The sequence below is a fragment of the Micromonospora sp. SYSU B005 genome (assembly GCF_055362685.1).
This window is the reverse complement of record NZ_JAXCFU010000005.1, coordinates 240,128-252,684: the sequence shown is the minus strand read 5'-3', so window position 1 is coordinate 252,684 and position 12,557 is coordinate 240,128. Positions and strand designations below refer to the sequence as shown.

Sequence of the window (12,557 nt, the reverse complement as noted above, 5' to 3'; positions counted from 1 at the left end):
TCACCGGCGCAGCGTCGTTTCGCGGGTCATGTGGGACAGCTTCTCCGGGTTGCGCACCGCGTAGAGGCCACTGATCCGGCCATCGTCGAGGCGTACCGCGACCACGGTGTCCAGCTCACCGTCGAGGCGTACCAGCAGCGCCGGGTAGCCGTTGACCTGCACCGGTTCCATCGATGCCACTGCCGCGACCCGGCGCCAGCCGCCCGCGAGCAGGCGGGCCACCTTGTCGCCGCCGGTGACCGGCCGGGCGATCGCCTGCTTGATCCCGCCACCGTCGCCCACCAGCACCGCGTCCGCGGCCAGGACGCGGAGCAGCCCGTCCAGGTCGCCGGTCTCGACCGCCCGCCGGAATGCGTCGAGCGCGTCGCGGGCCTCGGCCGCCGGGACGGTACGCCGGGGGCGGCGCGCGGTGACGTGGGCCCGCGCCCGGTGCGCGATCTGCCGCACGGCGACCGGGGTGCGCTCGACCGTCTCGGCGATCTCGTCGTAGCCGACGTCGAACACCTCCCGCAGCACGAACACGGCCCGCTCGGTCGGTGTGAGCGTCTCCAGCACCAGCAGCATCGCCATCGACACGCTCTCGGCAAGCGTCACGTCGTCCGCGACGTCGGGTGCGGTGAGCAGCGGTTCGGGCAGCCACGAGCCGACGTACGACTCCTTGCGCCGGCCCAGCGTGCGCAGCCGGGACAGCGCCTGCCGGGTGGCGATCCGGACCAGGTAGGCGCGCCGGTCCCGGATCTCGTCGAGGTCGACGCCGGCCCAGCGCAGCCAGGTCTCCTGCACCACGTCCTCCGCGTCGGCGGCCGAGCCGAGCATCTCGTACGCGACGGTGAAGAGCAGGTTCCGGTGCGCGAGGAAGTCCTCGGTGGCCGGGTCCGCCATGACTGACTCCTTCGCCGCTCGGTTGCGTTCCCCACCAGACGCCGCCCGCCGCCGCCGTGTGACACCGGGTCGCTGTGGCGGTCCTCACCCGGCGTCGCCGTCACGCCGGACGCGTCTCCGGCATCTCGTGTTCGTCAGACACTCACCTGAGCAGAGAGGGCGCCACCATGCAGACCCGATTCAACCTGTTCGAGAACCAGGTCTCGGCGACGTTCATGAAGCGCTTCGCCGGCGCGGGCCTGGTGATCCACCAGTCGTCGCTGCCCCGCACCGTCCAGGAGCTGGTGTCGCTGCGGGCCAGCCAGGTCAACGGCTGCGGCTGGTGCATCGACATGCACACAAAGGAGGCGGTGGCCGGCGGCGAGAGCGCGGTCCGGCTGAACCTGGTCGCCGCCTGGCGTGAGTCGACAGTGTTCACCGAGGCCGAGCGCGCGGCGCTGGCGTTCGCCGAGGAGGGCACCCGGCTCGCCGACGCCCACCAGGGCGTGTCCGACGAGACGTGGGAGCAGGTACGCGAGCACTACGACGACGACCAGATCGCCGCGCTGGTGTGCCTGCTCGGGCTGATCAACGCGGCGAACCGGTTCGCGGTGCTCGTGCACCAGCGCGGCGGCTCGTACGAGCCGGGGATGTTCGCGGCGGCGATGAGCTGAGCGCCGAAGCGGTGGCCCGGCCCGGTACCCCGGGCCGGGCCACCGGCGGAAAACGGAGCGACACCCGTGATCCACTGTCGCCATACTGCTGGCCATGAAGATTGCGGAGGCCCTTGCGCTGCGGGCGGATGCGGCGCGACGCGTGGAACGGCTGCGTTCCCGCATCACCGCGAGCGCCCGCTACCAGGAGGGCGAGGCGCCTGCCGAGGACGCCTCGGCGCTGCTCGCCGAGGCGGGTGAGGTGCTGGGTGAGCTGGAGACGCTGATCCGGCGGATCAACCGGACCAACGCCGTCACGACGGTGGACGGCGGCACCCTCACCGACGCGTTGGCGCGTCGCGACGTACTGCGTCTGCGGCACGGTGTGGTCACCGCCGCGGCGGACGCCGCCGCCGGTGAAGGCCAGCGCGGCTACCGCCAGCTACGGTCGGAGCTGACGATGATCCCGGCTCTGCCGGTTGCCGAACTGCGCCGGCAGGCCGACGACCTGGCCCGGCAGATCCGCGAGGTGGACACCACGATCCAGCGGACGAACTGGGAGGTCGACCTGCTGGACTGACGATTCGCGGAGCAGGTAGCCGACGTGGAGGCGTGCACGCCCCCGAGAGCCGGCGGGCAATCCGGCTCACTCCTGGCGCGCCGAGGGCAGGCGCAGGGGTTCGACTCCCCGGCACACAACGCATGCCCAGCACAGGACACAGGTGACGGCGCACAGGGCACGGCACACCACCAGGTGCAGATCCACGACGGTGAGGGTGGGACAGGGGACTTCCGCGACTCGTCCCAGGCGTCATCGCAGGTTCCAGAAGAACGACCGGACGTCGTCGGCGAACAGCTCCGGCACCTCCAGCGCGGCGAAGTGACCACCCCGGTCGAACTCGCTCCACTGCCGGATCGTGTACGTCAGCGCGGCGATCGGCCGCACGGATCGGGTGATGTCGTGCGCGAACACGGCGACGCCGAGCGGGGGCGGGCAGGGCGCGGGCGGGCCACCGAACGCGCTCTCCCGCACCAGCCGCGCGGACGAGGCGGCAGTGCCGGTGAACCAGTAGACCGAGACGTCGGTGAGGATGCGATCCACGCTGACGGCCGATCCCGGGTCGGTCCATTCGGTGAACTTCTCCGCGATCCACGCGAGCTGCCCGACGGGTGAGTCGTTGAGCGCGTACGACACGGTCTGCGGCCGGCTGGCGTAGAGCACCTGGTGGGGGTGGCGCTGCGTCTTGAGCCGCATGACCCGGGCGAGCCGGTCGCGGTCCTCGCCGGACAGTGCGGCCTCCCCGGTCCAGCCGGGTGGCGGGGGCGTGGGCAGGTAGTTCAGGTGTACGCCGACGACGTGCTCCGGGTCGATGCCGCCGAGCCGGGTGGAGATGACCGAGCCCCAGTCGCCGCCCTGCGCGCCGTACCGCCGGTAGTCGAGCCGGCGCATCAGCTCGGCCCAGGCGCGGGCGACGCGGGCGACGTCCCAGCCGCGTTCCTGGGTCGGGCCGGAGAACCCGAATCCCGGGATCGACGGTACGACCAGGTGGAACTGTTCGGACAGCGGGCCGAGCACGTCGAGGAACTCCACGACCGAGCCGGGCCAGCCGTGGGTGAGGATCAGCGGCAACGCGTCCGGGTCGGCGGAGCGTACGTGCAGGAAGTGGATGTTCTGCCCGTCGATGGTGGTGGTGAACTGCGGGTACCGGTTCAGCTCGGCCTCGGCCGCCCGCCAGTCGTACGCGGTGCGCCAGTGTCCGGCCAGCTCCCGTACCCGGGCCAGCGGGATGCCGTAGTCCCACCCGGCGTCCGGTAGCTCGTCGGGCCAGCGGGTGCGGTCCAGTCGGTCGGCCAGGTCGTCGAGGTCGGCCTGCGGGATGTGGATGCGGAACGGCTCGATCACTGTCGTACTCCGATCGTTGGTGCCACTAACGTTGGCGCGACGAACGATAGCGTAGATCGTTGGGGGCGCCAACGTTTTCGGCTAGGCTGGGCAGGTGGAGAACTCCGAGCCGGACCTCGTACCGACCCGCCTGGCCGGCCTGCCGAGCTGGCTCATCACCCAGACCGCCGTGCGCGCCGGGCGGCTGGTGGGCGACGGGCTCGCCGCGGTCGACGCCCGGGGCTACCACTTCCGGCTGCTCGCCACGCTCGACGAGTTCGGCCCGGCCAGCCAGGCGGCGCTCGGCCGGCGCAGCGGCATCCACGTCAGTGACGTGGTGGCGGCGCTCAACGAACTCGCCGAGCGGGAGTTCGTCACCCGCAGCCCGGACCCGGCCGACCGGCGGCGCAACGTCGTCACCATCACCGCGGCCGGGCGGCGGCAGTTGCGGCGGCTGGAGAAGCGACTCGCCGCCGTGCAGGACGAGCTGCTCGCGCCACTGTCGCCTGATGAGCGCGCGGAGCTGACCCGGCTGCTGGCGCGGGTGCTGGCCCACCACACCCGCCCGCCCGCCTGACGGCTGCTGTCGGCGGCCACCGTCACTACCCGCCCTATCGTTATCGTTATCGATAGTGATAACGTCTGTGGCGTGACGATGTCGATGGAGCGGTGGGCGGAGATCGCGCTGCACCCGGTGCGGATCCGCATCCTGCGCGCGGTCGCCGGTGCCCGGGTGACGACGCACGACCTGGTCGAGTTGCTGCCCGACGTCCCGCAGGCCACCCTCTACCGGCACCTGGCGACGCTCGTGAAGACCGGGATGCTCGACGTGGTGCAGGAGCGCAAGGTCCGCGGGGCCGTCGAGCGGGTGTACGCGCTGCCCGCGCACGGCGCCGCGCTGGACCCGGCGGCCCTGGCGACGGCGACGCCGGAGGACCACGCGCGCTACTTCACCGCGTTCGTGTCGAGTCTGCTGTCCGAGTTCTCCCGCTACCTCGCCCGGGAGTCCGTCGACTTCGTCGCCGACGGCGTCGGATACCAGCAGCTCGTCCTGCACCTGACCGACGCCGAGCTGCACGAGTTCGCGGCCGGGCTCAACGCGCTGGTCGGCCCGTTGCTCGCCCGAGGCCCCGGCGACGGACGGATCCCCCGGCTGCTGGCGACCGTCCTGATGCCCGCCGAGCGCCCGGCGACCCCCGGCGACACGCACACGCACACGTCAGCGCACGACTCCGACACGACGAAGGGCGACGACTGATGGCCTCGGTAACGCTTGACCGCGACGTGATCGACATCCGGTTCACCGGATGGGAACGGATGTGGGTCGGGCGGGAGCGGTTCACGCTGCGCCTGTCCGCCGTGCGGTACGCCGCCCCGGTGGACGAGCCGATCCGGCTGGCCCGTGGCGCCCGGCGCGGGTACACGGTGTCCGGCTTCGCCAAGGTCGGCGTCTGGGGCATCTTCGGCGGTCCCCGGCAGCTCGTGGCGGCCCGGCGCGGTCAGCCCGGTCTGCACCTGGTGCTGGACCGCGCGGCGGCCGGCGGGGAGTTCGACGAGGTCGTCGTCTCCGACCCGGCCGCGTCGCACCTGGCCGAGGCGATCGGGCGGGCGACGGGGAGCCGGCCATGACCGGCGACCGACTGGCGATCGAGGCGTCGGGCCTGACCAAGCGCTACGGCGACGTCACCGCCGTACGCGACCTGACGTTCACCGTACGACCCGGCGCGGTCACCGGCTTCCTCGGCCCGAACGGCGCCGGCAAGACCACCACGATGCGCATGCTGACCGGACTGGTGACGCCCACCAGCGGCGCCGCCACTATCGGCGGGCAGCCGTACGGCCGGCTGGCCCAGCCGTCGCGGACCGTCGGCGCGGTGTTCGACGGCAACGCGTTCCACCCCGGCCACACCGCCCGGGACCACCTGGGTGTCTACGCCGCGATGGCCGGCTGCCCGGACAGCCGAGTCGCGGAACTGCTGGATCTGCTGGGCCTCGCGCAGGCCGCCGACCGTCGTACCCGGGAGTTCTCCACCGGTATGCGCCAACGGCTCAGCCTCGCCACGGCGCTGCTCGGCGACCCCCGCGTCCTGCTGCTCGACGAGCCGTCGAACGGCCTGGACCCGGAAGGCATGTCGTGGCTGCGCGGCCTGCTGCGCCGGCTCGCCGACGAGGGCCGAACCGTGCTCGTCTCCAGCCACGTCCTGCACGAGGTCCAGCAGGTGGTGGACGACGTGGTGGTGATCCGGCGCGGTGAACTCGTCGCCGCCGGGCCGTGGTCCCGGCTCACCGGCCCGCCGACGGTGCTCGTCACCTCGCCGGACGCGGAGGCCCTGGCCACCGCGCTGACGGCCGCCGCCGGGTCCGTCGCGGCCGCCGGGCCCGGCCGACTGCGGGTACGCGGACTGGACGCGCCGCGCGTCGCCGACCTCGCCGCCGACCACCGTCTGCGGATCCACGAGCTGGTCACCGAGACCACAAGCCTCGAACAGCTCTTCCTCGACCTGACCACCGACCCGGCGGAGGCCCGATGAACCTGCTCAGAGCGGAACTACGCCGGGTCCTGGCCACCCGCATGTGGACCGGACTGCTGCTCGCCGCCGTCGCGCTCGGCGGCGGTCTGGTCGGGCTGATGGCGCTCGTCGGGCCGGAGAACTTCGACCCGCCGATGCCCGGCCTGCACACCGAGGAAGGCCTGCGGTCCATCCTCGGCATCCTCGGCTTCACCGCCTTCGTGCCGGCCGCCGCCGGCGCCCTCGCTGCGACGTCGGAGTACCGGCACGGCACCGCCGCCGTCACGTTCATGTTCGCGCCGCGCCGAGGGCGGGTGCTCGCCGCCAAACTCGCCACCCACGCGATCGTCGGCCTCGGCTACGGGATCGCCCTGGCCGGGGCAGCCGCGGTGGCGCTGTTCACCGTCGCCGCCGCGCGTGGCGTGTCGCTGGGCCTGCCCGCTCCCACAGTGCTGGCGCTGCTCGCCCGCATCGGCGTCGCGATGGCTGTGTACCTGCTCGTCGGCACCGGCGTGGGTGCGCTGCTCCGCAACCAGGTAGCTGCCGTGTGCGTCGTGGTCGGCTACCTGTACCTGGCCGAGCCCGTACTGATGATGATCCCCGGCGTCAACGCGCTCTACCCGCTCCTGCCCGGTGGTGCCACCGCCGCACTCACCGACTTCACCTACGTCGCCGACGCGATGTCCGCGCAGCTCGGCAGCGACGCCGTCGCGCTCCTGCCACCGGCGGCCGGCGCGCTGCTGCTGACCGGGTACGCGCTCGCCGCCGCCGCGCTCGCCGTGGTCGTCCCGATGCGCCGCGACATCACCTGAGCGTCGCCGCTTCGTCGCCGTCCGGCGTATCAGGGCTGGCGCCGCCCGAAGACGATTCGTAGTCTGGTCATCCGACGTCCGGGGTCGACGGTGGGGGAGGGCCGACACTGCATGGACCCGGTCCTCGCCGGTCTGCCGACCGACCGCGTCGTCGCTCTGCCCGGCGCGGACGCCGACGCGGTCGCCATGATGATCGCCCGCGACCACGCGGAGCTGGCCGCCGTCGTGCACCGCCCGGTCTCGGCCTGCACCATGCCCGCGGACTTCGTGCACGCCGTGCTGGACCGGCTCGAACGGGTCGCCGTCGAGCTGCTGCCGGCCTGGCTGCCCGAGGCCGCGCACGACGTCCGCCCGGACATCTCCGGGCTCGCCGCCGTACGGGCCGCGGCCGCCGCGCGCTCGCGCCGTGACCGCTACCCCGGTTCGATCCTGTCCGACCTGGCCGTCTTCGCGGTGACCGGCCGACGGCCCGGCACCACGACGCTCCCGCTGCGCGCCCGGGCCGCCGCGCTGGCGCGTCTCGTCGCCGACGCGTTCGGCAGACGGAAAGTGGTGCTGCTCGCCGAGCCGGTCCACGGTGACGGCGCGGTGACGGCGGCCGGGGCCGCGTGGCTCGTGCAGCACGGTGGCCCGGCGGTCTGGCTGGCCGGAGCCGGTGCGGCCGGGCTGGACGGGCTTCCGGCTTTCCGCGTCGCACCGCCGGCCGCGCCCGTCGACCAGGCACCGGTGGCGGGCCGGCCGCACCCGGGCAGCGACGCCGAGAAGCGCCTGGAGGCGGCGCTGGCCGCGCAGAGTTGGGCGGCCGGACGGAGATGGAACCAGAACTACCAGTCGCACCGTCTTTCCGCGCCGGTACGCCTGGATCTAGTGTGGCCGGACGAGCGGTGCGTGGTGGAGATCGACGGCCCGGAGCACTGCCGCCCGGTCCGCTTCGAGGCCGACCGGCAACGTGACGTCCAGCTGCAGCTGGACGGCTACGCCGTCCTGCGCTTCACCAACGCCCGAGTAATCCACGACGTCGGCACCGTGGTCACGCAGATCGGCACGTATCTGCGGGCACGTCGCCGAGACCTGGCGGAAGGACGGCACCATGGCCGGCGATGACCTGACCGCATCCGAGAGCGCGATCCTCGTCGTGCTCATGGCCGAGGCGCGGGAGGTGCTGAGCACCGAACTCCGCGACCGCTACGGCCTGGTCGTACGCAAGCCGCAGCGCGACAAGCTCACCCGCCTGCACTACGTCGCCAGCCGCAAGAGCGGCTCGACGTACGCCCTGCAACTGGACGACAAGGGCTGGGTACGGATGCAGAGCGACCTCGACTTCACGCTGCGGGGAGCGAGCGCGCTCGGCGCCGCGCTCACCGCGGTGCAGGCGCACCTGCGCGATCGTGTCCTGGCCCGCAGCGGCTGTGCGACGCTCGCCGAACTCTTCGCGCTCACCGACGTGCGCGCGCCCGCCGCCGAGCCGGCCGGGTCGCTGGAGGCGCGTGTCGTCGCCGCGTACCGGGCGCTCGCCGACGAGCCCGGCGCCTGGGTGAGCCTGCGGCGCCTGCGACCGTTCTTCGCCGACGTGCCCCGCGACGACCTGGACGAGGCGCTGCGGCAGCTCAGCCGGTCCGAGGGCGTCACCATCGCGCCGGAGTCGAACCAGAAGACGCTCACCGAGGCGGACACCGCTGCCGCGCTCCGCCTCGGCGGGCAGGAGAACCACCTGCTGGCGATCGGCGTGTGATGAACGAGGCGGAACGGAACGCGTTGGCCGCCCTGCGGTTCGACTGGGCGCCGGTGCCCGACGACGTGTGGCGGCCGTTGCCCTTCCACGTCGACGGCCTGCACGTACCAGTCGTCCGGGACGTCCTCGCCGGGGTGGACGAGGCCGCGGCGAACCCGCACGGCAGCCCGCTCGGCCTGGTCGTCCAGGGTCAGCGCGGCTCCGGCAAGACCCACCTGCTGGGTGTGATCCGCCAGCAGGTGCAGGAGCGCGGCGGCTACTTCTTCCTGGTCGGCCTGCTCGACGCCGGCGGCTTCTGGGACGGCGTGCTCGCCGCGATGCTCGACGGCCTGTCCCGGCCGGTGCCCGGCAGCCGCGAGACGCAGCTCAAACTGCTGCTGCGGCGACTGTCCGCCCTGGTCGGGGCACCCCGGACGGCGCGCCGGGCCGTCATGGGCGACACCGAACTGACAAAGGCGGCGCTCGACGCCTTCCTCGACGGGCTCGGAGACTTCGACAGGCACGCGGCCCGCACCTGCCAGGAGACGGCGCGCGCGCTGGCGCTCAGCGCCTCCGAGGACATCTCCCACCGCGACATCGCGGAGAACTACTTCCTCTCCGGTGAGGAGGTGGCCGCCGGGGAACGCGCGGCCTGGGGCATGCGCCGCATTCCGCGCCCGGCCCAGCAGATCGTTCAGGACCTGTCCTGGCTGCTCGCCCTCACCGGCCCGTCGGTGGTGGCGATCGACCAGATCGACACGCTCATCGCCCAGCTGGCGATCCAGAGCGATCCCGCCCTGGCCGGTGCGGCTGCGATGAGCCCGGAGCAGGCGCTGATGCTGGCCCGGATGGCGGACGGCCTGATGGCGTTACGGCAGACGACCCGGCGCACGCTCACCGTCCTGGCCTGCATTCCGAACTCGTGGACCATCATCAAGTCCACCGCCGCCGACACCGTCGCGGACCGGTTCCGGGAGACGCCGCCGCTGCGCCGCATCGACGACGCCGACGTGGCCCGGGCGATCATCGAGAAGCGGTTCACCCTCCGCTACCAGGAGGCGGGGTTCGTGCCGCCGTACCCGTCGTGGCCGGTGTCCCCGCGCGCCTTCGCCGAGGCCGGTGCGTTCACCCCGCGTCAGCTGCTCATCGAGATCGACAAGCACATCCGCGAATGCCTCGCCGACGACCAGGTGCGGGAGATGACGAGCCTCGGCGAGCCGCCCATCGCGGAACCCCGGGCTCCCCGGCCCGCCCCGGTGACCGCCACCGGCGAGGAGATGGACCGCTACGACGCCCGGTTCGCCGAACTGCGGGAGGCCGCCGACGTCACCGGCCCGCTGCGTCGCGCATCCGAGGACGCGGCCATGCCGCCACTGCTCGCCGCCGGGCTCACCGCCTGGATCCTGGAGCGGGGCGACGCGGGCGAGGCGTTCAGCGTCGACCCGCCGCCGAGCACCGACCCGCCGCTGCACGCCCGGCTGCGGCTCACGCTCGACGAGCGCACCGAGGACCAGGTGCACTGGTGTTTCCGGGCGATCGGGGACGACCACCACGGCAATGCTGCACTCGCCCGTCTCCGCAAGGCGTCGGTGGCCGCCGCCCTGGACACCGGATCGGGGCGACGGAAGCTGTTCCTGCTGCGCAACCGCGCCTGGTCGACCAGCGCGGCCACCAGCAAGGCGGTGGGGGCGTTCACCGCGGCGGGCGGCCAGACGCTCGGCGTCGACGAGGAGGACCTGCGAGTCCTCTCCGCGCTGCGGGTCATGCTCGCCGAGGCCACCATGGACCTGCAGGGCTGGCTGGCCGAGCGCCGGCCGACCCGGGAGCTGAAGTTCCTCCAGCACGCCCTGGCCGACGTGGACCGCTGGACCACCGACGCCGGACCGCCGCCGGAGCCCGCCGAGCCGTCGCCGGCCGCCGCCGCTGCCACCGGCCCGGCCGATCCCTCGTTCGTCGTCGGGCACGGGTACGACGACGGGGAACCGGTGCCGCTGGCGCTGGAGGCGCTGCGTAAGCACACCACGATCTTCGCCGGGTCCGGCTCCGGCAAGACCGTCCTCATCCGCCGCATCGTTGAGGAGTGCGCGCTGGCAGGCGTATCGGCCATCGTGCTCGACCCCAACAACGACCTCGCCCGCCTCGGCGAGGGATGGCCCGAACCGCCCGCGCAGTGGCGGCCGGGTGACGCGGACCGGGCCCGGGACTACCTCGCGCACACCGACGTCGTCGTCTGGACGCCGCGCCGCAACTCGGGCCGCCCGCTGAGCTTCCAGCCGCTGCCCGACTTCACCGGCGTACGCGACGACCCGGACGAATTCGCCGAGGCCGTCGAGGCGGCAGTCGCGTCGCTCGCGCCACGCGCCATGGTGACCGGCCGGGCCACCCGGGCGCACCTCGGGCTGGCCGTGCTGCGCAAGGCCGTCGAGCACTACGGCCGGCGCGGCGGCTCCCGATTGCAGGGCCTCGTCGACACGCTCGCCGATCTGCCGGACGGGATCATCGACCTGGACGACGCCGACAAGATCGGCCTCAGCCTGGCGCAGACCCTCACCGCCGCCATGGTGAACGACCCGCTGTTCGGCGGCGAGGGCACGCCGATGGACCCCGGCGTGCTCCTCACCCCCGCACCCGGCAAACGGGCCCGCGTCTCCGTGGTCAGCCTGGTGGGCCTGCCGTCCGACGACGTACGGCAGAGCTTCGTCAACCAGCTCCAGATGGCGTTGTTCGCCTGGATCAAGAAGAACCCGGCCGGTGACCGCCCGCTGCTCGGGCTGCTCATCATGGACGAGGCGCAGACGTTCGCCCCGTCCGGAGCGATGACCGCGTGCACCCAGAGCACGCTGGCGCTCGCCGCCCAGGCCCGCAAGTACGGACTCGGGCTGATCTTCGCCACCCAGGCGCCGAAAGGGCTGCACAACCGCATCCCCGGCAACGCGGCGACCCAGCTCTACGGGCTGATGAACAGCCCGATCCAGATCGAGGCGGCCCGCGAGATGGCCCGGGCGAAGGGCGGCGACGTGCCGGACATCTCCCGCCTGACGGTGGGCGAGTTCTACCTCGCTGCCGAGGGCGCCGCGCCCCGCAAGATCCGCACCCCGCTGTCGCTCACCCACCATCCGCGCAGCCCGCTCACCGTCGAGGAGGTGCTGGACCGGGCGCGCGGCGCTCAGGGGCGCAGCACGTAGCGCCCGCGTACCCCGCCCGCAGCCATCGCCCGGTGCGCGTCCGCGGCCCGGTCCAGCGGCAGGACCGCGTGCACCCGGGCCGGCAGTTCATCGGCCGCGGTGCGGGCGAGCAGGTCGGCGAGGCGTACCCCGTCGGCGCGGGTCTCGATCACGCGGACGGTGACGCCGCGCTCGGCGGCCGGCTGCGCGTTGGGCCGCACGCCGACGAACGCGCCGCCGTCGCGGACCAGGGCGAGCGCCTGCTCCTGCCACGCGGCGGCGTCGGCGACCGCGTCCCAGCCCGGTTCGGCGGCGGTGGTGAAGTCGGCGCCGAGGCTGCGGACGAACTTCTCGTCCGCGGCCCGCGCCAGGCCGGTCACCCGCCATCCCCGGGCCGGGGCGAGCGCGAGGACGTAGCCGCCGACCGCGCCGGCCGCGCCGGTGACCAGCAGCCGGCCGCCGGCGGGCGGCTCGCCGAGCAGATCGACGACCTGCGCCGCGGCCAGGCCGTTGAGCGGCACCGTCGCCGCCGCCACCAGGTCCAGATCATCGGGTACGACGGCGAGGTCGGCCGCGGGCACGACGAGCTGTTCGGCGTACGTGCCGTAGTCGCGGTCGAACCCGACCACCAGACCGGCGACCCGGGTGCCGGCGGTCAGGTCGACGCCCGGGCCGGCGGCATCGACGGTGCCGGCGAAGTCCCAGCCCAGGCCGGTGTGGTGCGGCTGGTCGATCAGCCCCAGCGAGTGGAAGAAGCCGCCCGCCACCCCGAGGTCGACGGGGTTGACCGCCGCCGCGGCGACGGCCACCCGGACCTCGCCGGGCCCCGGCTCGCGCTCCGGGACGTCGACGATCTCGATCGCGTCGGGTCCGCCCGGGGTGCGGACGACGGCGGTGCGGAAGGTACGCGTACCCATGGTCGGGTCTCCTTTGTTCTTGAGGGGTGACCTGCTCCACGATGGAG

At 73.4% G+C, this 12,557-nt stretch carries 13 protein-coding genes; 10 read left to right on the top strand and 3 right to left on the bottom strand.

Annotated elements, in window-relative coordinates:
• Complete coding sequence (locus SM452_RS14875) at positions 1 to 882, bottom strand: RNA polymerase sigma-70 factor (protein WP_463840107.1); 882 nt, start codon at positions 880 to 882, stop codon at positions 1 to 3.
• Between the two features lie 167 nt (positions 883 to 1,049).
• On the opposite strand from SM452_RS14875, the gene SM452_RS14870 reads away from it, so the two are divergent.
• Together SM452_RS14870 and SM452_RS14865 are read left to right on the top strand one after the other, a co-directional pair.
• On the top strand, positions 1,050 to 1,535 hold the full coding sequence (locus SM452_RS14870; RefSeq protein ID WP_463840106.1) for a carboxymuconolactone decarboxylase family protein: 486 nt from the start codon (positions 1,050 to 1,052) through the stop codon (positions 1,533 to 1,535).
• Between the two features lie 94 nt (positions 1,536 to 1,629).
• Positions 1,630 to 2,094 carry a DIP1984 family protein gene (locus SM452_RS14865; RefSeq protein WP_262015946.1) on the top strand — a complete coding sequence of 155 codons (465 nt, stop codon included), beginning with the start codon at positions 1,630 to 1,632 and terminating at the stop codon, positions 2,092 to 2,094.
• A gap of 231 nt (positions 2,095 to 2,325) precedes the next feature.
• On the opposite strand, the gene SM452_RS14860 is transcribed toward SM452_RS14865, so the two are convergent.
• Positions 2,326 to 3,417, bottom strand: coding sequence for an epoxide hydrolase family protein (locus SM452_RS14860; protein WP_463840105.1), 1,092 nt, complete (start codon positions 3,415 to 3,417; stop codon positions 2,326 to 2,328).
• A gap of 94 nt (positions 3,418 to 3,511) precedes the next feature.
• Here SM452_RS14860 and SM452_RS14855 point away from each other — a divergent pair, with 94 nt between their 5' ends.
• The 8 genes from SM452_RS14855 to SM452_RS14820 all read left to right on the top strand — a co-directional run bounded on the left by SM452_RS14855 (position 3,512) and on the right by SM452_RS14820 (position 11,614).
• Entirely contained in the window at positions 3,512 to 3,973 is a 462-nt protein-coding gene (locus SM452_RS14855) for a MarR family winged helix-turn-helix transcriptional regulator (protein WP_463840104.1), read from the top strand.
• Positions 3,974 to 4,051: 78 nt separating this feature from the next.
• A complete protein-coding gene (locus SM452_RS14850; RefSeq protein WP_262015989.1) occupies positions 4,052 to 4,654 on the top strand; it encodes a helix-turn-helix domain-containing protein in 603 nt (200 codons plus the stop codon).
• On the top strand, positions 4,654 to 5,025 hold the full coding sequence (locus SM452_RS14845) for a hypothetical protein (protein ID WP_262015943.1): 372 nt from the start codon (positions 4,654 to 4,656) through the stop codon (positions 5,023 to 5,025). The genes SM452_RS14850 and SM452_RS14845 overlap by 1 nt, the downstream gene beginning before the upstream one ends.
• Positions 5,022 to 5,927, top strand: coding sequence for an ABC transporter ATP-binding protein (locus SM452_RS14840; RefSeq protein ID WP_463840103.1), 906 nt, complete (start codon positions 5,022 to 5,024; stop codon positions 5,925 to 5,927). The genes SM452_RS14845 and SM452_RS14840 overlap by 4 nt, the downstream gene beginning before the upstream one ends.
• The gene (locus SM452_RS14835) at positions 5,924 to 6,718 is read left to right on the top strand and encodes a GumC domain-containing protein (protein ID WP_355514650.1); all 795 of its coding nucleotides are present in this window, start codon (positions 5,924 to 5,926) and stop codon (positions 6,716 to 6,718) included. The genes SM452_RS14840 and SM452_RS14835 overlap by 4 nt, the downstream gene beginning before the upstream one ends.
• Before the next feature lie 111 nt (positions 6,719 to 6,829).
• Complete coding sequence (locus SM452_RS14830) at positions 6,830 to 7,822, top strand: endonuclease domain-containing protein (protein WP_355514653.1); 993 nt, start codon at positions 6,830 to 6,832, stop codon at positions 7,820 to 7,822.
• Positions 7,809 to 8,450 (top strand): hypothetical protein, encoded by a 642-nt coding sequence (locus SM452_RS14825; protein ID WP_355514656.1) that lies wholly within the window; start codon positions 7,809 to 7,811, stop codon positions 8,448 to 8,450. The genes SM452_RS14830 and SM452_RS14825 overlap by 14 nt, the downstream gene beginning before the upstream one ends.
• Positions 8,450 to 11,614, top strand: a complete 3,165-nt coding sequence (locus SM452_RS14820) for an ATP-binding protein (protein WP_463840102.1) — start codon at positions 8,450 to 8,452, stop codon at positions 11,612 to 11,614. The genes SM452_RS14825 and SM452_RS14820 overlap by 1 nt, the downstream gene beginning before the upstream one ends.
• On the opposite strand, the gene SM452_RS14815 is transcribed toward SM452_RS14820, so the two are convergent.
• Entirely contained in the window at positions 11,596 to 12,510 is a 915-nt protein-coding gene (locus SM452_RS14815; protein WP_450066123.1) for an alcohol dehydrogenase catalytic domain-containing protein, read from the bottom strand. The two genes, SM452_RS14820 and SM452_RS14815, sit on opposite strands and share 19 nt — an antisense overlap.
• Positions 12,511 to 12,557: the final 47 nt, after the last annotated feature.